The sequence below is a fragment of the Niallia sp. FSL W8-1348 genome (assembly GCF_038006745.1).
Taxonomy (GTDB): Bacteria; Bacillota; Bacilli; order Bacillales; family Cytobacillaceae; genus Niallia; species Niallia alba.
On the sequence record NZ_JBBOVV010000001.1, the window covers coordinates 1 to 22,925 of the forward strand.

Sequence of the window (22,925 nt, forward strand, 5' to 3'; positions counted from 1 at the left end):
TAGATCACTTCCTTTTCTTTTTTGGTAGTCCACAATCTTTGCAGTAATAAGTAGTACCAACAAAATCGGAATCGCTTTTTATTATTTCTGCAATTTCTTCCGGCTCAACTTCCATTTCTTTTCCGCAAGTACCGCAGCTAGTAAATATTTCATCTTCGTATAAATCCACTTTTATTTCGATTTGATCATTAATTTTTGCTTTGACATATAACAAGTGTTTCACTCCTTTCAGATTAATGGTCTCCATGTCTTCACCCATGAAATAGCTTCTTCAAAGTCTTTTCTTTTTACAAATACATATTTAGGTGCAGCAAAAGCTCTTCTAAGATGACTATGTATCTGTGAATAAATTTCTCTAGTTGTCATTTCATAGTCATTTTTGATTGATTCAACACGTTTCTTGATTTCATGGTGCAACGACTGCTGTTGTCCATGGTTAAGAGTTAATTCCTCACTTACCTGGTGCTTTACTAAATCCAAGTCATTCTTTATATGATTAATCTCTTCTGCTGTTTCTAATGACAGCTTCATAGATGCTATGAGTTGTTCTCTTTCGGATAAGACTTTGACCACTGAATAATATTCATCCACAAGTTTCTCGTAGGCATCCCATGCAGCATCTGTATTTAATGACTTTGCGTGCAGCCATGCTCCTTTTTCTGTCCAAAGGTAAAGTGTGTTGGCATTTTTTGAACCGTCCTCAATTTGATGAAGGTTGATGAATTGACGTTTAGACTCATCTGTTAAAGCAAAATAATGTTTCCCTTCTTTGTAACGATCTTTATTACGGTTAAAGTTATTAGATATGACCTTATTTTCTGTTTGATAACTTGTTGCTAATTGTGCTGTAGTTAAAATACGTTGGTTGTTATGATTAATTACTGTTAAATTCATTTTGTTTATCCTTTCTCATGTAAAATGATATATTTTTCACTTTCCTTAGAAGCCCATATAGCCACTTTGATTCTGTTCTTTAAATACATAGACACAGATAAACTCATAAACATTTCTGCCTTTTCTAAGTGCATTGAATCACCACCTAATGAGTTGGTTGTTCTTTAATCCAAGTTAAAATAAATTGCTCTGCTTCTCTTGCTGGGAAGTACCATTTGCCACCAACTTTGTACTTTGGAAATCTTGGATCATAAAAGAATTTCTCTTTGATGTTGTTGTCGCTCATATTTGTTTGTTTCATAAGTTCCTTCATATCCCATAAAGTACATCTATTTTCTAACTCATTTAACCTTTTGCTTAATTCTTGGAGAAACTGTTGTTCTACGTATTTTTCATCAATATTTACACTGATCAAATCAATCACTCCATAACTTGTATTTCCGTCATTCTAAGCAAATTTAAATCCATTTCTATACAAGAAGCAATTTTATACAAAGATTCAGCACTTGGCATATATCTTCCTTTTTCTATGTCAGAAATATAACTTCTTGATAATCCTGTTGTTTCTGAAACATTAAGCTGTGTAAGTTTTTTCTCCTTTCTCTTTTCTTTTATTAGAGCTCCAAGTTTTTCTTTATCTAACATGCTTTAACACCTCCTGTTTTTTGCTTTCAATTTCTATATTTGAATTGTATTGTATTCACGACAAATAGTAAAACCTCAAATTAAACTAAAAACGAGCATATTTAAGCATTTTAGAGAAATATACTGGTATACACGACATAATACTTAAAATTACTTGTATTTACGTCATTTTAGGCATTGTATTACCGACATTTTGTTATTATAATAAAAATATCAAGTCGGAATTACCGACAAAACGGAGGAACATATTAAGATGTCTATAGGGGAAAAAATAAAAATACATAGAAAAAAAGCTGGATTGACACAAGTTGTTCTAGCTGAGAAAGCAAACATGTCTAGATCATACTTAGCTGATTTGGAAAGAAACAGATACAATCCAAGTCTTGATACTCTAACTGCTATCGCAGAAGCTTTAAATATAAATGTTAGTAATCTATTGGATGAAGAAGAAAAAGAAAACTCATTTGAGCCTAAGTTAACTGAAAAAGATGAGAGAGACATACAAAAAGAACTACAAAAGATGATAGATGGACTGGAAGGAAAAAATGGTTATGCTCATTTCAACGGACAATCAATTGATGATATGGATCAAGAAGATAGAGAGTTACTCATTTCTTCGTTAGAAAATTCCTTACGGATTGCCAAACGTTTAGCTAAACAAAAATTCACTCCAAAAAAATATAGAGATTAGGATGTGTGGGGTCAATGGAGTACATAGAAAAAAAGGTTAATACCTTACTTAATAAATACAAAACATCCAACCCAATAAAGTTAGCTGAAGCATTAGGAATTGTAGTAATCCATGAAAACTTAGGGAATACCTTAGGCTATTACAGCAAGCATTTTAGATTAAAAATAATTCATTTAAATGAAAAATTATATGAAGAAAAGTTAGAGTTTGTGTGTGCGCATGAATTAGGACATGCTATTTTACACCCAGATTCTAACACTCCATTTCTTAAGAAAAACACATTGTTTTCTACAGATAAAATAGAAATGGAAGCTAACATTTTCGCTATGAATCTTTTATTTAGAGAAAAGGATTTATATAATCAATTAACTATGGAACTAGCATTAAACAAATATGAAATTCCACAAAAATTATTAACTAAATTTTTTTGAGATAAAAACAGAACATGCATTCTGAATAAAGGAGGTGAGGAACTTTCAATCATCAAAAACTAATAGAAAGGAATGATTTTCTATGCCAATCAGCTATAGAAAAAGAGACGATGGTAAGTGGGAATATCGGATAACCTTTAAAGATCCGATTACAAAAAAACAAAAGGAGCGTTCAAAACGAGGGTTTAGAACTAAACCAGAAGCGCGACATGTAGCACAAGAGCACGAAAAAAAGTTGTTGAGTGGTTTAGAAGTTGATAATAAGGTACTTCTAAAGGATTATTTACAAGAGTGGTTTACGGAGTATAAGAAGCCTCATGTAAGAAAAAATACTTATATACTTCATGAAAGAAACATAAATAAACACATAAATCCCTATTTTCAAGATATATATCTGAATGATGTTAAACCTATTATGTATCAAAAGTTTTTAAAGTCTCTTGCGGATAAAGGATATAGCAGACGCACAATTGAAATTATTCATACTACGTTTTTCTCAGCAATGGAGAAAGCAGTTATACTAAAAAAGTTAGAGAATAATCCTGCTGTTGGCGCCACGATTCCCAAGCCAGTTAAACCAAAAATAAAGTTGGAATACATGGAATCAGATAATATACCAACCTTCTTAGAAGCAGCTTATAAATATGGTTATATTTATTGGATATTCTTTAAAGTACTTATCGAAACAGGAATGAGGAAAGGAGAAGCTGCTGCTTTAACTTGGAATGATGTGGATTTGAAAGCTGGAACAATTTCTATCAATAAAACTTTAGACTTTCAAGCGAAGAATAAAGATGAATTGTTTGGTGATACAAAAACTTTTACATCTAATCGAATAATTACCATTAGAAAAGGATTGATAAATGATCTTTCTTTTCACAGGAATTTTCAAAATCAAAATAAATTAGCTTTAAATACAAACTATCATCATGACTTGAACTTAGTGTTATGCAGGAATGATGGAAATTTCATGCCAAAGTCTAGTCTATTTAATGCCATGGAACGAATATTAAGAAGAGCTGATTTACCACAAATTCCTATTCACGCTCTAAGAGATACACATGCAGTTTTATTATTAGAATCAGGAGCAAGTGTTGAATACGTACAAAAAAGACTTGGGCATAAAAACTACCAAGTCACAGTTGATACCTATTCGCATATATCTAAAAAAATCGAGGAAAATTCTTTATCTAAATACGAAGAACATATGAATAATGTACTCGGAAAAATTTAAATTTCATGGGCGAATAATGGGCGTATGTTATTCTGACCAATAATTCACCCTTTCCACCCATGAAATTGTTTAGCCAGACCTCAGTAATACCAAGGTCTCACTCACTTAATACATTTCCATATACTGGTCGCGCTCCCATGGGTGCACTTGGACTCTAAACATATCCCATTCAATTTCTTTTGCTTCCACAAAATGAACAAAGATATGCTCTCCTAGAGCGTCGATCATTGTTTCGTTTTGTTTTAACTCATCTAATGCTTGCGCTAATGTGGATGGTAAATCAACAATGCCTTCAGCAATTCTTTCTTCTTTGCTCATGATATAGATATTTCTATCTACTGGAGCTTGAGGAGTTAATTGGTTGGCAATTCCGTCTAATCCTGCTTTTAGTAAAGCTGCCATTGCTAAGTATGGGTTAGCTGCTGGATCCACGCTGCGCACTTCTACACGAGTGCTTAATCCACGTGAAGCTGGAATACGCATCAATGGTGAACGGTTTCTAGCTGACCATGCAACATAGCAAGGTGCTTCATAGCCAGGTACTAGACGTTTGTATGAATTTACAGTCGGGTTCGTAATAGCTGTAAAGCTAGTTGCATGTTTACCGATACCAGCAATAAACTGTAATGCTGTTTCGCTTAATTCTAATTCACCTTTTGGATCATAGAAAACATTTTCGCCATTTTTGAATAAGGAAAGGTTGCAGTGCATTCCTGATCCATTCACACCGAATAATGGTTTTGGCATAAATGTTGCATGTAAACCATGCTTACGTGCTATTGTTTTTACTACTAATTTAAAAGTTTGGATTTGGTCACATGCAGTAATCGCATCTGCATATTTGAAATCAATTTCATGCTGACCAGGTGCTACTTCATGGTGAGAAGCTTCAATTTCAAAGCCCATCTCTTCCAGTTCTAAAACAATATCACGACGACAGTTTTCCCCTAAATCTGTTGGTGCTAAATCGAAGTATCCACCGTTATCATTTAATTCTAATGAAGGTGTGCCTTTTTCATCCAATTTAAATAAGAAAAATTCTGGCTCTGGTCCAAGATTGAAATCAGTGAATCCTAGGGCTTCCATCTCTTTTAAGACTCTTTTTAAATTATTTCGAGGATCTCCTTCAAATGGTGTTCCATCTGGATTATAAATATCACAGATTAAACGTGCCACTTTTCCTTTTTCTGCAGTCCATGGGAAAACAACCCAAGTGTTTAGATCAGGATATAGATACATATCAGATTCTTCAATTCGAACAAAACCTTCGATAGAAGAACCATCAAACATCATTTTGTTATCCAATGCCTTATCCAGCTGACTGATTGGAATTTCCACGTTTTTGATTGTTCCTAGGATATCCGTAAATTGTAAGCGGATAAATTTCACGTTACTTTCACTTGCAAACCTTTTGATATCTTCCTTAGTGTAATTTTTAGCCACGACTATTCCTCCACTCCCAACTTTTCTGTTTTATCTATTTTTGAAAATAACGAGACATGTCTCCTTGTCTCATAGAGGGACGATGAGTATCATTAAAGCGTCCTGCATTTAATAACTCTTTGCGCAATAACTTGCGTAAATCCTCATCCGATAATTCTCTGCGTGCTTTTTCTGCTTCTTTCTTCACTTCATCTGTCAGCACTTGTTTTTCTTGAACAGAGAAAATTTGTTTAATTCCAGCAAGGTTTACTCCTTGATCAATTAGATCTTTAATCTCCAACAACTTATCAATATCCGATAAGGAAAAAAGTCTTCTATTGCCATCCGATCTTGCTGGAGCCACTAATTCGTGTTCTTCATAGTAACGAATTTGTCGAGCAGACAGCTCTGTTAATTGCATGACAATACTTATTGGAAAAAGAGGCATCGACCGACGAATTTGACTACCAGACATAGCATTCGGCTCCTTTAAAATGATTTAATCCACCTTCATTATATGATTGGGAAAAAAAGATGTCAACTCATGTTACACTTTCTTCCCAATCCATGTAACTGATTGCTATATTCAAATAGTAATCAGTTTTTGTTCTGCTAATCGATTAATTGCGATACAAATGGCGATTTTCACATGAGAATAAGTTAAGCCCCCTTGTACGTAAGCAACATACGGTGGACGAATTGGACCATCTGCAGTTAATTCGATGCTTGCACCTTGAATAAATGTACCAGCTGCCATAATAACGTCATCTTCATAACCTGGCATGTAATTTGGATAAGCTGTTACATGGGAATTAATTGGCGAAGCAAATTGAATGGCTTGGCAAAAAGCAATCATTTTGTCTTTATCATCAAACTGAACAGACTGAATTAAATCGGTTCTTTTCGTATTCCAGCTAGGCGAGGAATTCATTCCTAGTTTCTCTAACACCGCTGCTGTAAAAATGGCCCCTTTCAAGCTTTGACCAACTACATGTGGAGCAAGGAAAAAGCCTTGATACATCTCTTGTAAACTGTAGAGGGAAGCTCCTGCTTCTGCCCCAATTCCAGGAGATGTCATTCGATAGGAACATGCTTTAACAAGCTCTTCTTTCCCGATAATGTATCCACCTGTTTTCGCAATTCCTCCACCTGGATTTTTGATTAAAGAACCTGCCATTAAATCTGCACCAACATGACAAGGTTCCTTTTCTTCCACAAATTCGCCATAACAATTATCTACAAAAACAACGACGTCTTTTTTAATCTCTTTTACAAATGCAATCATCTTTTCCATTTCTGCAATTGTAAAAGAGGGTCTTGTTGCATACCCTTTTGAACGCTGGATGCCAATCATTTTTGTATTTGCATGAATGGATGCAGCAATTTTTTCATAATCTGGCTGTCCATCTGGAAGCAAATCTACACTGTTATAGCCAATATTAAACTCTCGGAGTGAGCCAATTCCTTCGCCTCTAATTCCAACAATTTCTTCTAACGTATCATATGGTTTACCTGTAATATACAGAAGTTCATCCCCTGGTCGAAGGATCCCAAACAACGCCGTGCTAATGGCATGTGTTCCAGAAATGATTTGTGGTCTCACTAAACCAGCTTCCCCACCGAATACTTCAGCATAAATACTTTCTAACGTATCACGGCCATTATCATCATATCCATACCCAGTTGATGGGATAAAGTGTGATTCACTCACTCGATGATTTTGAAAGCTTGATAAAACACGAAATTGATTGGTATCAATTCTTTTATCAATTGCTTGTTGTACTTCTTTAATTTGTTCTTCCACTTCATTTACTAACGCTTCTAGCTGTGTTCCATATGTTAACTGCTTATACATTTATTTCTCCCATTCCTCTACTTCTATAGGCTTTTTATATTTTAATATAGCATGTTCTTTTAGAGCATACCCTTTACATAAATAATTTTGCGTTTCTTCATCAAAAATTAAGCTACGCAAAACTGTCTCATTTTTTAGCTGAGACAATAATTTTCCGTTATTACTTTCAACCGTTGTCTCATAATATTCCATGTTTTCAATCATGATTTGTTCAATCGTTTGCTTAAGCTGTTCCCTATCTTCGTTATCAAAAGCGCTAATTAAAATGCTTTCCGTTTTCGATGTGGGCACAAATTTCGCATGCACTAAATCTTTTTTATTATAGACAGTTAATTGAGGGATTGCAGGTATTTCCAAATCTTCTAGTAATTTATGTACTGTTTCTTCATGCTGAAAATATTCCTCATTTGAGCTATCAACCACATGGAGCAATAAGTCTGCTTCTCGCACCTCTTCTAACGTTGAGCGAAATGCGGCAACTAACGTTGTTGGCAAATCTTGAATAAACCCTACAGTATCTGTAATAAGGGCCGAAAAGCCACTTGGCAAAATTATTTTTCTCGTCATTGGATCTAATGTTGCAAACAGGATATCCTCTTCAAATGAATCTGCTTCAGAGAGACGATTGAACAAAGTCGATTTCCCCGCATTCGTATAACCAACTAATGCGATTTGGAAGGCTCTATTTTTCTTTCGTCTTTCTCGGTAGCGATCTCGATGTTCGACAATAACGTTTAATTGGCTTTTAATATCATCAATTCTTCGTCTAATATGCCTTCTGTCTGATTCAAGCTTTGTTTCACCAGGCCCTCTCGTCCCAATACCTGCACCAAGTCTTGATAATTGGAGACCTTGTCCACCTAACCGTGGCAATAAGTATTGTAATTGGGCTAGCTCTACTTGAAGCTTTCCTTCTTTCGATCTTGCTCTTGAGGCAAATATATCTAGAATAAGCTGTGTTCGGTCAATGATTCTTGCATCCAAATTCTTTGACACATTCCGAACCTGACTTGGTGATAATTCATCATTAAAAATAATTAAGTCTGCTTCTAATTCCTCTGCAAGACTTTCTAATTCTTCAACCTTCCCTTTGCCGATATAGGTGGAGGGATGAATTCTTTCTCTCATTTGCGTTAAGGTGGCAACTACTTGTCCATTCGCTGTTTTCGTTAAATTTGCAAGTTCTTCCATTGAATATTCAAATCTGGCAGCATCATTCTGTGTTTCGCAACCAACCAGGATTACTTTTTCTTTCTCTACTTTGGTTTCCTTCAACTATGTAAACCTTCTTTCCATGCTGAACTTCATCTATTATAGCAAACAAATACCATTTCATCTATTTGCTCCTTATAAGGTTACCCAAATTTTAACGTAGTAAAAATGGTTTGTAAAAAAGCATATTAAAAAAGCTATTCCAAAAGAAATTCACTCTTTTAGAATAGCATTCTTATCCTTTATTTTTCTTTAGAGTCTAACACTATATCGTTGCTTCTTAATGTCATTAGTTCGTATTTATCATAATTGCTTTGCATAAGTAATCGCATTGCTTGAGCTCTTATTGATTTTTCAATAATATTGCGGATATATCGTCCGTTAGAAAAACTTTTGGGATGTTGCACATTTCGTACATAGGAAAGATGTTCTTTTAGCTTTTTTTCCGCCTCATGACTGAGCGCATACTCCCTTTCTTTTAACATCCGATCTGCTATCTCCATTAACTGATCGGTCGTATAATCAGGAAAATCAATGACAAGGGGAAACCTGGAATGTAGACCTGGATTTAAGGATAGAAAAAAATCCATCTCCCTAGAATAGCCTGCTAATATTAAAATGAAATCATGCTGTTTATCTTCCATATGCTTTACTAATGTATCAATTGCTTCTTTTCCGAAATCCTTTTCTCCTCCTCTTCCTAATGAATAAGCTTCATCAATGAAGAGAATCCCTCCCATCGCTTTTTTGACAAGATCTCTCGTTTTCTGTGCCGTATGACCAATATATTCACCAACTAAATCGGCACGCTCTGCTTCAATTAAATGACCTTTCGATAAAACATTCATCTTTTGAAAAAGCTTGCCAATTAACCTGGCAACAGTTGTCTTCCCTGTTCCTGGATTACCTTTAAACATCATATGCAATGCTTGTTTACCTGTTTTCAAGCCATTTTCTTCTCGCTTTTTATTTACATAAATCCATGCGTATATCTCTTTTATCATTTTTTTCATTTCGTCCATACCAACAAGGCTTCCTAATTCTGCTTCAATTTCCCTAAGTGCTTCATGTTCACTCGGAACAGTTCTGGGGATTGACTCAGCTTCTGGCTTTTCCTTTGGAAGAACCTTCTTCTTCTGTGAGTTGATTACTACGCTTATCTGTCCATTATTCTTCATCCGGATTGGATGCTCCAAAAGCCACACCTCCTCTAAAAACAAAACGCTCAAAATCTTGCTCATCAAAAGTTCCATTTATTGATGTTGACAGTATTTAAATGATTTCATACTGTTTGCTACTATTCCCCATTGTTAATGTATATTCAGAACCTCTTCTATTCATTAAACTATTTTCAGATTATTTTTTAATTCTGTTATCAAGATATTATAGAAGAGAATGTAACTATTTCATTCATTGAATTGTTATGTTTATTCAAGACAAACCAAAATTAATTAGAAATTTATAGTAAAATATAATTAATCTTTTTGATTATGATGTAGTTTCCTCATGCAAAAACAAAAAAATATAAAGGGAGATAGGGAAATGGCTAAAATATTTTTAACATCAAATGGCCTCTCTACAGAGATTATTAAACATGAATTTATAACAGCTCTAAAACAATTGACAAACCCGAAAGCAGTGATCATAACCACTGCGTCTCCACAAAAAGAAAAGAATAAATATGCCAGCAAAACGAAAAATGACTTGTTACAAATAGGGCTTAAACAAGTAGATTTTCTTGATGTAGAAGTGGAAGAAGCAAAGAAACTTAAACAGTATAATATCATTTATATTAACGGAGGCAATCCATTTCACTTACTTTATTACATAAAAAAAAGTGGAGCTGATACTGTCATAAGTAAGTTGTCCAAACAGAATGCTATCATTATGGGGACAAGTGCAGGTGCGCTAATTTTAGGACCTCATATCGAAGTGGTAAATCATTTTACTCCAGAGATGAACAAAATAGGAATGAATGATTTCACTGCATTAAACATAACTGATAAGGCTATATTTCCGCATTACGATAGAGAAGATGTTTTTCAAGACAACTCTGGACAAAGCATTGAGCATCGTATAAGAGAATTTGAAAGCAATAAACATGTTTCTATTGTTAGATTACAGGACAACCAATACATTCTTGTAAATAGATAAAACATTTTAGGGAATTATAGGACACAAAAAAACTTGAGGAGAATATCCTCAAGTTTTTTTGTATGCAATAATACCTTATAACATAAAATACTATTCCTCATCTCAAAAACAGAGCTAGGAATTATGCTAGAAGCAATGCTCAACGTCTTTTTCTTATTAAGCCTGCGTACCTTCTAAATCAATCTGTACATTCTTTTGCGGAGAAAACGTAGAAATGGCATGCTTATAAACTAATTGCTGCTTTCCTTCTGATTCAAATAATACAGTGAAATTATCGAAGCCTTTTATAAATCCACGTATTTGGAATCCGTTTAATAAGAATACCGTTACGTTTGTGCCGTCTTTACGTAATTGATTTAAAAATTGATCTTGAATGTTAACTGATTGCTTCATGAAAATCCTCCTCTTTTCTCTATACTATTATGTATTCGATTTAATTTTTAGCATTCCTTCTAAATAAGATGAAATTTCCTGTATTTTTTTTGTTATGTCATGTGTTTTTACACTTTCTGTCATATCAAACCACTGTACATTCATTTTATTACGAAACCAAGTCAATTGTCTTTTCGCATATCTCCTAGAATTCTGCTTTAATTCTTCAATAGACTCATCCAAGCTTTGCACACCATCGAAATACTTATAGATTTCTTTATAACCAATCGCTTGTATCGATTGGCAATCTCTTATACCTTCATCATAAAAACGCTGGACTTCTTCTAACAATCCGATTTCAAGCATTTGATTCACTCTTTTGTTAATTCGCTCATAAAGAACTTCTCTATCCATTGTTAAGCCAATTAATGCAGCATCATAGAGTGACTCTTGTCTCTGCTCTTTTTGAATGTCTGACATTTTTCTACCAGTTACATGAAAGACCTCTAACGCTCTAATAACACGGCGAATATTATGATGATGGATAGCTGCTGCAGATTCTGGATCCACTTCTTGAAGTCTGTCATGAATGGCTAAGCTTCCTTCTATTTGTGCGATTTCTTCCAATTTTGTACGGAATTCGGGATCAGAAGCAGTTTCTTGAAACTGATAATCAAATAAGACCGATTGAATGTACAAACCTGTTCCACCAACAATAAACGGTAATTTGCCTCTTGACGTTATTTCCGTTATTTTCTTGCGGACAAGTTCCTGAAATTGTGCAACTGAAAAACTATCATCAGGATCTACAATATCAATTAAATGATGGGGAACTCCTTGCATTTCTTCCTTAGATATTTTTGCTGTGGCAATATCCATTCCTTTATAAATCTGCATGGAATCTCCACTAATAATTTCCCCGTCGAATTTTTTCGCCAACTCAATACTAAGATTTGTCTTACCTACAGCAGTAGGTCCGATTAACACAACCACTTTTTCCTTTATTGTCAACTGATTCAACTGCCTTTTACTAACATTTAGCTAATGATTTTAAGCTATAATTATTATTTTATCACATTCCTCCGCGCAGTTTAACCTGTAAGCATTATTACCCAAACTACATGAAATATACAAAATTTAATAATGGATCTTTATTTTTTTCTTTCCCGCCGAATAGATATTAATGGTATAAGCATCATTTTGGACGATTTGTTTTACTTCCTCACTTTGTAGAAATTGATCTATAGAACGTTTAACAGCCCGAGCAATCTCTTCCTTGTTAGTATCTTTCATTAAAAAATATGTATATACATCAATAGAAACTTCTTTCGTATAGGCATTAATACTTATACTTTCAATATTATATTCTTTTCCTAATAAGAATCCTTCCTCAAAATAAGGAGTTAATTCTAACCATCTTTCTTGTCGGTCAACTCTGTCTTTATCATAATGGGATACAATCAGAGGTGCTTTATGGTTATATTTTTTTAAAATTCCTTGAGCCCTTGTTACTTCAGCATGCTCGGTTACCAGTTCAATAGCATCTGGAAGTGCTAAAACCCATTCCATCACTTTTTCTTGCTCTGAATAATCTCCTGGCCAAAGTTTGATTCCTTTCGCATTGGCTTCTATAATCACTTGATATGCTATTTCATCATCTCCAATTGTCTCTTCCATATAATCTAATTGGACAATGTATGGTATGTCTTTCTCTTTCAAAAACTGGTTTACAAAAGTAATGATTTCCGCTTTCTGACGATAAAGTACTTCGTCAAATATACCAATAGAAACTTCACTTTCTTCAAAATTGATTTTTATCGCAAATGACTCTTTTTGAAAGGTTTCCTCTAAATCCTTCTTTAATTGTTGCTCAAAAGTTCCATCCCGGTATATTGTTAATAAATCTGGCCCTTGTTTTGCTTGTGTCTTTTCCACAATACCACTATTCATGGCGCCACCAACAATAAGAAAATGTAAAATTAGGAGCGAATATAAAGCAGTCTTTTTCCTATTAATTTTTATCCCCTTAGTAACTACTGGCGTTAAAGGCAACGATATCGTCATTATTTCCGCATGTAGTATGTTATTAAATGTATGCACTGTAATCCCCTTTGTCGATAACACCTGTAAAAAAGAAAAGAGTCTTTTTCTAATCTCTCTTTTTGATTTCCTTACGATTCTTGCAATCTTCTTTATCTCTAGTTGAAAATAATAGTGTAAGAGAATAATAGCTTGATCAATTTCCTTTATTGACTTGAAGGAATATTCCGAAAGTAAAACTTTTGAAACTCTCCTCCTATTTTCCCCTTTCATTTGTTTTAGAATATATCGGAATCCTCTTTCCATTACATGATTTCTTTGAAATTTCGTGGAAGGTTTTATTAACCAAGCTTTGACGATTTCCTGTGACTTTTCCTTGTCTCCGATAAAGAACTGCGTAAATAACAACCAATCATTTACTTGTTTGCTATGAACAAAGGTTGACCCGTCCAATAAAGCCCCTACCCTTCTTTATTTATATTTCCTCTCTATTTTCTCCATGTATCTTTATTACATAAGGGACATTATTCATTAGATCTTGAATATCTTCATGCTCGAGAAAAAATTGTAAAGATCTTCTCAGCTCTTTTATAATCTCTTCTGTTTCATCTGCATCTTTTTCTGTTGTAAGGGAAAGTTCTGTATATACATTAAATTCCATAACACCATTTATATATTCTGAATACACATCATATAGTTTGTATTTATTTTCTCCAAAGAAAAATGCCTCTATTATAGCAAGATAAATATCCCACTTTGCTCTTTCCATATCTACTACATCTGCCGAAACCTTTCCAAAAGAAAAATTCCATTCCAAATTGTGTTTATGTATAATATTTTCGATTTCCTCTTTTAAAATCTCTTCTTCTTCTACTGAAATTTCTTCAGATAAAAGAATTTCTGTTGATTCTCCAGATTGTTCGCTGGTACCTCTTTGCATATAATAATACGGGTTTTCAGAGACTAATTCGAATATCTCTTGTTCCATTTCCATTACTTTATTCGCATCTTTTTGTTCATCAGTTAGTTCTACTTCCAATTGGTCTAGTACTTGAAATTCAAGTTGATACTCGAGATCTCTATTTTCTAAATAGGACTCTATTAAAGCTGCTACTTCCTCCTTTTCACCTAATCTTTCTGGTGTGGGAAAATATACTTCAATCGTTTTTGTCTCTGAATCAGGTATGGTATAAATGTCCCCAAATCCTTTGTCTTTAATGTCTTGATTTATCTGTAACACTCCTCCTTCTTTAAAATATTTATAAATATCAGGTCCTAAACTAACTCTCGTCTTGCTAAGTGTCTCTTGATTAATAGATCCGCCAGCAACTAAAATTAATAATATTAATAATAAACCTGGTAGCTTATGCCTACCTTTTGTTCCCATAACTAGGACTTGATTTCTATTGTCTGGCGTTACATTTTCTATCCATTTACTTTTTATTAGTAATATCTCTTTTTTTAAAACCCCATCTATATTATTAACTGATACGAATTTACCATTATTTGTCCATATAGTAAGGCCATCATAAATAACTGTCTTCGCTTTTCTTTCTGAAATCCCTAAATGGTTGGCGATTTTTTTATAGGAATAATCGTAATAATACTTTAGTAGAAAAGCAATACGGGCTTGTTCGTTAAGTAATCCAAGGCGATTTAATAGGGGGCTAGCATCGATAGGTTGATAGATAATGTCATGATTACGATAATATTTCTTATATTCCTTGATTAATGGTTTTAAGACAAAATGATCGAGTCTTATTGAGATAAACTTGTCCTTTACTTGATTAACTGTTCTAGTAATTAATCGGTCGGTCAATACTTTGTCTCCAGTTAATAAAAATCCCAATAAATACCATTCTTCTATATCTGCATTTAAATTATTTCGCTTTGACAAATGTTTACGGCGTATTTTCAAACACATTCCGCCTTTCTGGAAAGCCCTTTATATTACCTTTATTTTACATGATGGAAGAAAAGTTGTCAGTATCATCTGTTTGAAAATTCCTTCTTCATGCAATATTCTGTTTAAACGAATTACAAAATGCCCCATTAGCGTTAGACGAGACGTATCTAACACTTAATGGAGCATTCAAAAAATCTTAGAAGCAATTTCCAAACAATATTTAAGATAAAGCCAACATTCTATCCAATGCCAATTTCGCATTCGAGGCAATTGGCTCTTCTACGATAATACGATTACTTTCAAAGTCCTGTTCAATTGATTCTAAGCACCAGACAAAATGAGGCAAATCGATTCGATTCATGGTGAGACAAGCGCACATATACGGATTAAGAGAGATAATCTGTTTATCGGGATGATCTTTAATAATCCGGTTCACTAAGTTCATTTCCGTCCCAATCGCAAAGGCACTACCTGACTTCGCATTTTCAATAATATCGATAATATAGTTCGTCGAACCAGCTAAGTCAGATGCTGCCACTACTTCTCTACTGCATTCTGGATGGACAATGATTTTCATATGAGGATATTGCTTTCTAGCTTGTTCCACATTTTGCACAGTAAAATTCTCATGTACAGAACAATGTCCTTTCCAAAGAATAACTTTAATTTCTTCTAGCGGACACTCATGAACAAGTTCATTTTTGATTGGATCCCAAATGGCCATTCTGTCTAAAGGTACTCCTAAATTGTAGGCTGTATTTCTTCCTAAGTGCTGATCTGGTAGAAATAACAATCTTTCCTTTTGCGTAAATGCCCAAGAAACCATTTTCTCTGCATTAGAGGACGTTACGGTTGCTCCTCCATTTTCTCCGACAAATGCTTTAATAGCTGCTGTTGAATTGACATAGGTAAGCGGAATAATCGTGTCGCCAAACAATTCCTGAAGCTTTGTCCAAGCTCGATTTGTTTGATAAATATCGGCCATATCAGCCATGGAACAACCTGCTCGCATATCTGGCAAATAGACTTTCTGCTTCTCTGTTGTTAAAATATCCGCTGTTTCTGCCATAAAATGAACACCGCAAAAGACAATATACTCTGCTTCTGTGTTTTCTGCAGCAACTTGTGCTAGCTTTAAACTATCCCCTGTAGCATCGGAAAATTGAATGACTTCATCCTTTTGATAATGATGGCCTGGAATAAATAGTTTTTTTCCTAAGCGCTGCTTGATACTTGCTACTCGTTCTTCTAATTCTGTGTTTGTCATCGCTAAGTATTTTTCAGGTATCGTATTCGAAGCTTGTAAACCCTCTAAAATATTCATTTTCCTCTCCCCTTTTATCCTTTATTGAATACTTACTTTTACACTAATATCTAAAGCTTTCACCGAATGCGTTAAAAATCCTAATGAAATATAGTCCACTCCACACTCTCGATAAGAAGCAAGATTATCTAAAGTAATTCCACCAGACGCTTCTGTTGTAACAGTTTCTGGGACATGGGGAATCCACTCGACAATTTCTTCTGGCTTCCGATTATCAAACATAATGACATCTGCACCCGCTGCTAATGCTTCAAGCATTTGTTCCTTCGTCTCTGTTTCCACTTCAACCTTGACCATGTGGCCAATCGACTGTTTAACTGCCTTTACCGCATTAGCAATCGAACCAGCAAAAGCAATGTGGTTATCCTTAATCATGACCGCATCATACAGCCCAAAGCGATGATTATGTCCGCCACCAACAGTTACTGCATACTTTTCAAGCATTCGTAATCCTGGTGTTGTTTTTCGTGTATCACAAATTTTCGTATAGCCACTGTTTAACACATCGACCGCTTCACGGGTTCTCGTGGCTATCCCACTCATTCTTTGAACAAGGTTTAAAATCACTCGTTCCCCTTTTAATAGCTCTCTAATATTCCCTTTTGCCGTCGCTATTTGCTGGCTACTTTCTATTCGATCTCCATCCCGGACGAGCATCGTTATCTCAATTGCTGGATTTAACACATGGAATCCTGCTTGAATAACCTCTTCTCCGCAAAAAATCCCATTGTCCTTTGCTAGAAACACAATCTCTCCTTGCTGCTCCTTTGGGAAAATGGCATCTGTTGTAACATCTCGTTCACCAATATCTTCAATAAAGAACGCTTCCAATTGTTTGTGCAATTTCAATTGATTCATTTGGCTTCTCCTTTGTTAGTTCTCGTTTAAAGCTAACCTTTTTCTTTAACCATTCATCGTTTTCCTCTGGATAATCAGAGCGGAAATGACCACCTCTGCTTTCTTTTCTTTCTAAAGCAGATCTTGTAATAAGCCAAGAGGTTACAAGCATAAAATATTTCTCAACCTCTTCAATCGATCTATTTTCTAGAGGAAGGTTAAAGCAATCTGATATTCCAAAACGCTCAAGCCATTGCAGCTGATTTTGTAAGTTTATTTCATTCCGAACAATTCCCACATTCGCCATCATGCGATGTTGTAACTCTTCTTTTTCTGGAAAAATTGGATGCAATGTATTATCCGATTCTTCCCTTTCTAATATGAAACCTTTCACTTTTGACTTTGGTATTTCCCGAAGGAGGTTTGCCAAGTTATTCCCCATATATAATCCTTCTAAAAGGGAATTGCTAGCTAGGCGATTCGCTCCGTGAAATCCAGTACAAGCTGCTTCTCCGATGGCATAAAGGTTATTAACAGATGTTCTTCCAAAAAGGTCTGTATCAATGCCTCCCATTAAGAAATGGCTGCCTGGAGCAACGGGAAGCAACCCTTTTTGCAAATCAATGCCATGCTCTATGCACATTTTTGTTATTGAAGGGAATCTTGTTTGAAAATTTGTAATCATTGATATATCTAAATAGACCGTTTCCCCATTTGATAAGTACTGATAGATTGTTTGCGATACAATATGGCGTGGCGCTAAATCTTCATATGAATGTACATTTTCCATAATGTACTTTCCAGATGCAGTTACTAGTCGTGCTCCATCTCCTCTTACCGCTTCTGAAATAAGACCGACCGTTTCTCCATTTACATATAGTAAGGTCGGATGAAATTGGACAAATTCCATATCGATAATAGATGCACCAGCTAAATATGCAAGTGCAATACCATCCCCTGTAATGGTGGAAGCACTACTTGTATAAGTATAAAGCGTTCCACATCCCCCAGTTGCAATGACAGTATGCGCGCTATAAAACTCTATTCGAGTGCCATCTGCGGTAATACCCTTTGCTCCAAAACATTGATTACTATTAGTATTTACCATTAATTCATAGACAAAAACATTTTCGATTAATTCTATATTGTTATTCTTATTTTCTGTAAGAAACTCCATTACCTTTTTTCCAGTAGTATCGCCGCCACTGTGGACAATTCTTTTTTCCGAATGAGCACCTTCCATGCCCAATGAAAGTTTCCCTGTTGAATCCTTATCAAATGTACATCCATCTTGCCATAATTCTTCAATTAAACGAGGTGCTGTCTTTGTAATTTCTGCCACTACCTCTGGATTATTATGAAAGCGTCCGGCTTCAAGTGTATCTAATGCATGTTTTCTATAATCATCTGAATCTCCAAGACTTGCAGCAATTCCTCCTTGTGCTAGGTAGGAATTACTTAATTCAGCTTTAGACTTTGTGAGAATAATCACATTAAATTCAGTTGAAAGTTTTTTGGCTAGTTGTAAACTAGCGATACCACTGCCGATTATCAGTACATCTGTATCCATTTTTCACCCTCCTATTTTACAGGTGTCTTGACACTTATATTTACATAGTTTTAAACTAATGACAAGTGTTTTTTTCATTTTCGTTAATTAAAGTAAGTCGATTTCCTTTCTAGACACAAGAATCCCTGGGAAGAAAGAAAGCCTGTGTGAAATCTTACTTCCCTTCTACCCATAGGAATCAAATACCTTTCACTATAAATAGCTCAAATTTGTTAAAAGATGTTTTCCATTTAAAAATAAACTTTACTATGATTCTTCTACTTTATAAAAATAATAATGGGAGGAAATTTATATGAAATATTTTGATTATGCTGCAACTACTCCTTTGGATAATGATGCAGCAAATGTTTATGTGGACGTTGCTTGTAAATACTTTGCTAATTCGAATAGTCTTCATGATATGGGCGATAAAGCTGGAAAAATTTTGGAGAATTGTCGCGAGGAATGGGGAAGACTATTAAACGCAGATAAAAATGGGGTTTATTTTACAAGTGGCGGCACGGAGAGTAATTTTCTTATCATACAAAATTTGGTACTCGCTACAAAAAAACAAGGAAAACATATTATTACATCTGTTGCAGAGCATGCTTCCATTCATAGTACGATGCAATTATTAGCAGTAAATGACTATGAAATTACTTATATCCCATTATTGGATAATGGAATAATCGATACACAACTTTTAGAGCAATCTATTCGACCAGATACCATTCTAGTTTCCATTCAGCACGTTAATTCTGAAATTGGTGCCATTCAGCCTATTAAAGAAATTGGGACTATTTGTAGAAAATACAATGTTCTTTTTCATAGTGACATGGTACAAAGTTTTGGAAAAATAGACGTTTCAGAAGTGACGAAATTTGTTGATGGGTTATCGATATCGGGACATAAATTTTATGGTCCTAAAGGAGTCGGCATTGCCTATATTAATCCTCAAACAGCTTGGATTCCCTTTTTGCCAAATGGCAGTCATGAAAAAGGCTTTCGATCCGGTACCGTAAATACAGCAGGGATTGCCAGTATGACAGTTGCTGCTCAAAAAACATGCTTGAAGATAGCAGATAATTTACAGGAACTTTCCCAACTTCGTGCATTATTTAAAGAAACCGTTAAAGCTGAATCTATTAAACTGTTTGAATGTATAGAACAATATCCTGGAATTATTGGATTACGAGTAAAGGGATTGGAGGGTCAATGGCTCATGCTTGAGTGCAATCGGCGAGGCTTTGCTATATCAACAGGAAGTGCTTGTCAGGTTGGAAAACATACTCCTTCTAAAACCATGAAGGCGCTTGGATTAGCAGATGGTGAAGCAAAGGAATTTATTCGGATATCATTGGGAAAAGATAACTCGAAAGAAGATATAATGGATTTAGCTAAGTTAATAAACGAATTAGCGAAAGAATATGCAAAGTATCGTTAAGATTCTAGAATGGTCAGTCAGTAGATAATGGCTGACCATCTTTATAACTATTATTCCACTATTTTCGTCATGATCAGATCAGTTTGTTCTTCATCTCCCATAAAAAAGGAGTGAGCCCCTGTTTGGATGAACCCCATTTTTTTATAAAAATTAATTGCATTTTCGTTCTTTTCCCAGACACCAAGCCAAACCATTTTTTTATTTTCCTTGTTTGCCATTTCCAGAGCTTTATTTAGCAATATTTTTCCCAGTCCATGTTTTTGAAATTTACTTTTCACATAAATCCTTTCTATTTCAAGGGAATCATCATCGATTTTTTCAGATTGCGCATCATCTATATTAATTTTTAAATATCCAGCTAATTCATTGTCAAAACAGGCAAAATAGAATTCTGAAGAAACATTGGATAATTCCTTTTCTACTTGTTCGAAATTGAATGCTTTTTCCAAATAAGCCTTCAAATTTTCCGATGAATTCTGATGTTTAAAAGTTTCATTAAATGTTTGATAACTTATTTCTTGAAGTTTATCGATATCCGCAAGTCTACACTTTTTTATCTTTATCGTCATTGAAATAGCTCCCTACTATATATTTAATCAATAATTCCTCTTGTTTCCTTTCTTTACTGTATCCCAATCTTTTTCGACATTTTTTCTTACTCTTTGAAGTAAAGTAAATATCACTTCTATCTCTGATTCAGAAAAACCCTCTAATGCAACATTATTTGAATACTCGTTTTCTCTTTTTATAAAAGGATAAACTTTTTTGCCTCTCTCTGTTGGAAAGAGTTTTTTAATTTTTTTATTGTGTTGATCATTTTTCTTCTCAATGAAACCATTAATCTCCAGTTTGCTTATCGCGCGTGCAGCGGTTGTTCGATCTACTTTTATCATTTCTGCTAATTTTTCTTGGATAATCCCTGGGTTTTCACATATTCTCACAACATACAAGTACTGCCCCTTTGTAAGATCAAATTCTTTAAATTCAATATTACTAATAGAATCTAAGGCCCGTGCGATCATTCCAATTTCGCGAAGAATTTCTTTCATGATTTGCTCCTTTTTATTATCGCATTTACAACAAAAATTACTTACGTTGAATATAACTTATTTTTGTTGCATTTGCAACATTAAAAACGGTGAGTAATGTAGAAGATGGTTGGTTGAAGCAACCATCTTAGCTCATGATTGAGATAAATTAGTTAGTAAGAAGTAATGTGGAGCTTATGAAAAAAGAAAAGTATTAGTTAAAACATATACTGGACTTTGCTTAAGTTTTAAATAAAAAATACCTAGCTTATTGGGAACAGTCTGCTAGACGATAAGTTGCTTAACCCCGTTCTGTTTCCTCCAAATTTTCATGCTACAGTTTCATCTTCATTCCTTCATGTGTTGCTTGAAAGCCTAATCGTTCATAAAAACGCAAGGCATCTGGTCTTTGTTTGTCAGTCGTAAGCTGAATTAAATGACACCCTCGTTCTTTGGCACGCTCGATTGCCCAATAGATCATTTTAGTACCTACTCCTTTTCCCCGAACAGATGAAGCAGTTCTAACCCCTTCAATCGTAGCTCGCCATCCACCTTGATGGGTGATGTATGGCGTGAATGTAATTTGTTGCACATTTCATTCTTTTTTCAAACATCATATGTGATTTTAGCCAAAAAAGAGAATGTCGGACAATTGAGTTAGCAGAAGCTAACCCTTGTCCGAAGCCGATTCATCTCATGACTGAGTCACGAGGGTTCTCGGCTAAAGCCTAAAAATCGACATAGCAATTAAATGATTCTTCATCCTACTCCCCTTCCTATTTTCACTCAAAAAGTTAAATCCACTCTGCAAACCAGGCTACATAATATGCTGCAGGTAAAAACAGAAGTTGAGCTACTATCGTACCAATAAATTTGGAGCTAACCATTGTTAAAGAATAGCTCTTCAAATAAATGTAATCTGTTTGTTTTTTCATCACTCGATCAGCTAAAACGGATGCTTTCGGATCAATAAATAAGGTCAAGATGATTGTCGCAATCCCATTAATAACACCTGATGACATCGATGCAGCTTGCCGCATATCATCTGGAACTAAAATGGAAGCATACATTGAAGAAATAACGCCTGTTGTAAAAATAGCAGAAATAAGGATATTCATAATAAATAGTCGTTTGGGAATAGTCTCTAGCGTAATCCCCTTAAGATAGGATATTCTCGGCATTTTTATACAGCTTATAAGCTTTATAAAACCATTTTGTTTGAATAACTTTGAAAAAAGAGCTAGCATAGACCCTCGCTCGTTTGCCAGTTGAACAATTGCTCGTGAAAAAATATTAATAAACGTAGGGAACAGCAAGATTCCAAGCAGTACTCCAATAGATGTTACTCCAAGTAAAATCCTATATTGCCCAGCTATAAAAGCAAATTTATCTACCCCTTTCGGAACTTCTGCTATAAGTTTTGCTGTTAATGGCTGTTGAAACATAGTAGAAAACCGTGAAACAATAACCATTGTACTGAACAAAGAAATTGCAGTAGCAATTAGCCTCACTCTTGTACCAGATATTCTAGTAGAATAAGCCAATGTTTCTACCATTGTAATGATCAATAATAAAATAGATATGATTACTACCTTCGTCGTTATAAATTCCATATTAACTCCTTATATTTTTATTCTAGGTACATTATAACTCTTTTTTTGGAATTAACTAGAAAATTTTTCTAAAATTTATTTTTCCTTTGTTGGATGTTTTAAATACTACTAGAGGTCACTGGAATTTTTAAAAACTTTAATTATAATGAAATACCTGCTTCCGATATTCAACATCAAGTAGCATTTGTGCGAATAGCAGAGACAACGAAATAGATTTTTAAACCATTATATAGTAAGGCAATCTATTATTAAATGAATAAAGTAAGGAGTAATT

25 protein-coding genes and 1 pseudogene are annotated in these 22,925 nt (G+C 34.5%); 5 read left to right on the forward strand and 21 right to left on the reverse strand.

Annotated elements, in window-relative coordinates; genetic code table 11:
- Positions 1-4 precede the first annotated feature (4 nt).
- Genes NST60_RS00005 through NST60_RS00025 form a run of 5 tightly spaced genes read right to left on the reverse strand, consistent with a single transcriptional unit; the run spans position 5 to position 1,539 of the window.
- Positions 5-214 carry a hypothetical protein gene (locus NST60_RS00005; protein WP_224428334.1) on the reverse strand — a complete coding sequence of 70 codons (210 nt, stop codon included), beginning with the start codon at positions 212-214 and terminating at the stop codon, positions 5-7.
- A 14-nt stretch (positions 215-228) separates the two neighbouring features.
- On the reverse strand, positions 229-894 hold the full coding sequence (locus NST60_RS00010; RefSeq protein ID WP_224428335.1) for an ORF6N domain-containing protein: 666 nt from the start codon (positions 892-894) through the stop codon (positions 229-231).
- 5 nt (positions 895-899) lie between these two features.
- Positions 900-1,028 (reverse strand): hypothetical protein, encoded by a 129-nt coding sequence (locus tag NST60_RS00015; protein WP_263479857.1) that lies wholly within the window; start codon positions 1,026-1,028, stop codon positions 900-902.
- Positions 1,029-1,039: 11 nt separating this feature from the next.
- A complete protein-coding gene (locus NST60_RS00020; RefSeq protein WP_224428336.1) occupies positions 1,040-1,309 on the reverse strand; it encodes a DUF771 domain-containing protein in 270 nt (89 codons plus the stop codon).
- Positions 1,310-1,314: 5 nt separating this feature from the next.
- Positions 1,315-1,539: a helix-turn-helix domain-containing protein gene (locus NST60_RS00025; RefSeq protein WP_224428337.1), complete on the reverse strand. Its 225-nt coding sequence runs from the start codon at positions 1,537-1,539 to the stop codon at positions 1,315-1,317.
- Between the two features lie 253 nt (positions 1,540-1,792).
- Between NST60_RS00025 and NST60_RS00030 the strand changes: the two genes are divergently transcribed.
- From NST60_RS00030 to NST60_RS00040, 3 genes are all read left to right on the forward strand, one after another.
- Entirely contained in the window at positions 1,793-2,230 is a 438-nt protein-coding gene (locus NST60_RS00030) for a helix-turn-helix domain-containing protein (protein WP_224428338.1), read from the forward strand.
- Positions 2,231-2,244: 14 nt separating this feature from the next.
- The gene (locus tag NST60_RS00035; protein ID WP_224428339.1) at positions 2,245-2,661 is read left to right on the forward strand and encodes an ImmA/IrrE family metallo-endopeptidase; all 417 of its coding nucleotides are present in this window, start codon (positions 2,245-2,247) and stop codon (positions 2,659-2,661) included.
- An 82-nt stretch (positions 2,662-2,743) separates the two neighbouring features.
- A complete protein-coding gene (locus tag NST60_RS00040) occupies positions 2,744-3,895 on the forward strand; it encodes a tyrosine-type recombinase/integrase (protein ID WP_224428340.1) in 1,152 nt (383 codons plus the stop codon).
- A gap of 105 nt (positions 3,896-4,000) precedes the next feature.
- On the opposite strand, the gene glnA is transcribed toward NST60_RS00040, so the two are convergent.
- From glnA to spoVK, 5 genes are all read right to left on the reverse strand, one after another.
- Positions 4,001-5,338 (reverse strand): type I glutamate--ammonia ligase, encoded by a 1,338-nt coding sequence (gene glnA, locus NST60_RS00045; protein WP_169188525.1) that lies wholly within the window; start codon positions 5,336-5,338, stop codon positions 4,001-4,003.
- A 34-nt stretch (positions 5,339-5,372) separates the two neighbouring features.
- A complete protein-coding gene (locus NST60_RS00050; RefSeq protein WP_016204997.1) occupies positions 5,373-5,792 on the reverse strand; it encodes a MerR family transcriptional regulator in 420 nt (139 codons plus the stop codon).
- 111 nt (positions 5,793-5,903) lie between these two features.
- Positions 5,904-7,172: a methionine gamma-lyase family protein gene (locus NST60_RS00055; RefSeq protein ID WP_169188524.1), complete on the reverse strand. Its 1,269-nt coding sequence runs from the start codon at positions 7,170-7,172 to the stop codon at positions 5,904-5,906.
- The gene (hflX, locus tag NST60_RS00060) at positions 7,173-8,447 is read right to left on the reverse strand and encodes a GTPase HflX (RefSeq protein ID WP_169188523.1); all 1,275 of its coding nucleotides are present in this window, start codon (positions 8,445-8,447) and stop codon (positions 7,173-7,175) included. It lies immediately after the preceding gene.
- A 179-nt stretch (positions 8,448-8,626) separates the two neighbouring features.
- Positions 8,627-9,580, reverse strand: coding sequence for a stage V sporulation protein K (gene spoVK / locus NST60_RS00065; RefSeq protein WP_169188522.1), 954 nt, complete (start codon positions 9,578-9,580; stop codon positions 8,627-8,629).
- Between the two features lie 346 nt (positions 9,581-9,926).
- On the opposite strand from spoVK, the gene NST60_RS00070 reads away from it, so the two are divergent.
- Positions 9,927-10,538 (forward strand): Type 1 glutamine amidotransferase-like domain-containing protein, encoded by a 612-nt coding sequence (locus NST60_RS00070; RefSeq protein ID WP_224428341.1) that lies wholly within the window; start codon positions 9,927-9,929, stop codon positions 10,536-10,538.
- Positions 10,539-10,694: 156 nt separating this feature from the next.
- Here NST60_RS00070 and hfq read toward each other — a convergent pair whose 3' ends face one another.
- The 7 genes from hfq to nadB form a co-directional block, all read right to left on the reverse strand.
- Entirely contained in the window at positions 10,695-10,931 is a 237-nt protein-coding gene (gene hfq, locus NST60_RS00075) for an RNA chaperone Hfq (RefSeq protein ID WP_169188520.1), read from the reverse strand.
- Between the two features lie 27 nt (positions 10,932-10,958).
- Entirely contained in the window at positions 10,959-11,921 is a 963-nt protein-coding gene (gene miaA, locus NST60_RS00080) for a tRNA (adenosine(37)-N6)-dimethylallyltransferase MiaA (RefSeq protein WP_407939812.1), read from the reverse strand.
- Positions 11,922-12,047: 126 nt separating this feature from the next.
- Positions 12,048-13,403 (reverse strand): DUF4030 domain-containing protein, encoded by a 1,356-nt coding sequence (locus NST60_RS00085; protein WP_169188518.1) that lies wholly within the window; start codon positions 13,401-13,403, stop codon positions 12,048-12,050.
- Positions 13,404-13,425: 22 nt separating this feature from the next.
- On the reverse strand, positions 13,426-14,868 hold the full coding sequence (locus NST60_RS00090) for a sigma factor-like helix-turn-helix DNA-binding protein (RefSeq protein ID WP_341097900.1): 1,443 nt from the start codon (positions 14,866-14,868) through the stop codon (positions 13,426-13,428).
- 208 nt (positions 14,869-15,076) lie between these two features.
- On the reverse strand, positions 15,077-16,180 hold the full coding sequence (gene nadA, locus NST60_RS00095; protein WP_341097902.1) for a quinolinate synthase NadA: 1,104 nt from the start codon (positions 16,178-16,180) through the stop codon (positions 15,077-15,079).
- Positions 16,181-16,201: 21 nt separating this feature from the next.
- Complete coding sequence (gene nadC / locus NST60_RS00100; RefSeq protein ID WP_341097903.1) at positions 16,202-17,038, reverse strand: carboxylating nicotinate-nucleotide diphosphorylase; 837 nt, start codon at positions 17,036-17,038, stop codon at positions 16,202-16,204.
- A complete protein-coding gene (nadB, locus tag NST60_RS00105) occupies positions 16,992-18,587 on the reverse strand; it encodes an L-aspartate oxidase (RefSeq protein ID WP_341097905.1) in 1,596 nt (531 codons plus the stop codon). The genes nadC and nadB overlap by 47 nt, the downstream gene beginning before the upstream one ends.
- 292 nt (positions 18,588-18,879) lie before the next feature.
- On the opposite strand from nadB, the gene NST60_RS00110 reads away from it, so the two are divergent.
- Positions 18,880-20,010: an IscS subfamily cysteine desulfurase gene (locus NST60_RS00110; RefSeq protein ID WP_016204985.1), complete on the forward strand. Its 1,131-nt coding sequence runs from the start codon at positions 18,880-18,882 to the stop codon at positions 20,008-20,010.
- 50 nt (positions 20,011-20,060) lie between these two features.
- Here the strand turns inward: NST60_RS00110 and NST60_RS00115 are convergent, their stop codons facing one another.
- The 4 genes and pseudogenes from NST60_RS00115 to NST60_RS00130 form a co-directional block, all read right to left on the reverse strand.
- Positions 20,061-20,579, reverse strand: a complete 519-nt coding sequence (locus tag NST60_RS00115) for a GNAT family N-acetyltransferase (protein WP_016204984.1) — start codon at positions 20,577-20,579, stop codon at positions 20,061-20,063.
- Positions 20,580-20,606: 27 nt separating this feature from the next.
- Positions 20,607-21,059, reverse strand: coding sequence for a MarR family winged helix-turn-helix transcriptional regulator (locus NST60_RS00120; protein WP_101731289.1), 453 nt, complete (start codon positions 21,057-21,059; stop codon positions 20,607-20,609).
- A 313-nt stretch (positions 21,060-21,372) separates the two neighbouring features.
- Positions 21,373-21,630, reverse strand: a pseudogene (locus tag NST60_RS00125) (GNAT family N-acetyltransferase); the annotation flags it as partial.
- Positions 21,631-21,832: 202 nt separating this feature from the next.
- Entirely contained in the window at positions 21,833-22,651 is an 819-nt protein-coding gene (locus tag NST60_RS00130) for a lipid II flippase Amj family protein (protein WP_016204981.1), read from the reverse strand.
- Positions 22,652-22,925: the final 274 nt, after the last annotated feature.

Bases quoted from the DNA above. Each gene is read 5' to 3' on its own strand.
- NST60_RS00010 (WP_224428335.1), bottom strand. From the start codon at position 894: ATGAATTTAACAGTAATTAATCATAACAACCAACGTATTTTAACTACA.
- NST60_RS00015 (WP_263479857.1), bottom strand. From the start codon at position 1,028: ATGCACTTAGAAAAGGCAGAAATGTTTATGAGTTTATCTGTGTCTATG.
- NST60_RS00025 (WP_224428337.1), bottom strand. From the start codon at position 1,539: ATGTTAGATAAAGAAAAACTTGGAGCTCTAATAAAAGAAAAGAGAAAG.
- NST60_RS00030 (WP_224428338.1), top strand. From the start codon at position 1,793: ATGTCTATAGGGGAAAAAATAAAAATACATAGAAAAAAAGCTGGATTG.
- NST60_RS00035 (WP_224428339.1), top strand. From the start codon at position 2,245: ATGGAGTACATAGAAAAAAAGGTTAATACCTTACTTAATAAATACAAA.
- NST60_RS00040 (WP_224428340.1), top strand. From the start codon at position 2,744: ATGCCAATCAGCTATAGAAAAAGAGACGATGGTAAGTGGGAATATCGG.
- NST60_RS00050 (WP_016204997.1), bottom strand. From the start codon at position 5,792: ATGTCTGGTAGTCAAATTCGTCGGTCGATGCCTCTTTTTCCAATAAGT.
- NST60_RS00055 (WP_169188524.1), bottom strand. From the start codon at position 7,172: ATGTATAAGCAGTTAACATATGGAACACAGCTAGAAGCGTTAGTAAAT.
- NST60_RS00070 (WP_224428341.1), top strand. From the start codon at position 9,927: ATGGCTAAAATATTTTTAACATCAAATGGCCTCTCTACAGAGATTATT.
- hfq (WP_169188520.1), bottom strand. From the start codon at position 10,931: ATGAAGCAATCAGTTAACATTCAAGATCAATTTTTAAATCAATTACGT.
- nadA (WP_341097902.1), bottom strand. From the start codon at position 16,180: ATGAATATTTTAGAGGGTTTACAAGCTTCGAATACGATACCTGAAAAA.
- nadC (WP_341097903.1), bottom strand. From the start codon at position 17,038: ATGAATCAATTGAAATTGCACAAACAATTGGAAGCGTTCTTTATTGAA.
- nadB (WP_341097905.1), bottom strand. From the start codon at position 18,587: ATGGATACAGATGTACTGATAATCGGCAGTGGTATCGCTAGTTTACAA.
- NST60_RS00110 (WP_016204985.1), top strand. From the start codon at position 18,880: ATGAAATATTTTGATTATGCTGCAACTACTCCTTTGGATAATGATGCA.
- NST60_RS00115 (WP_016204984.1), bottom strand. From the start codon at position 20,579: ATGACGATAAAGATAAAAAAGTGTAGACTTGCGGATATCGATAAACTT.
- NST60_RS00120 (WP_101731289.1), bottom strand. From the start codon at position 21,059: ATGAAAGAAATTCTTCGCGAAATTGGAATGATCGCACGGGCCTTAGAT.
- NST60_RS00130 (WP_016204981.1), bottom strand. From the start codon at position 22,651: ATGGAATTTATAACGACGAAGGTAGTAATCATATCTATTTTATTATTG.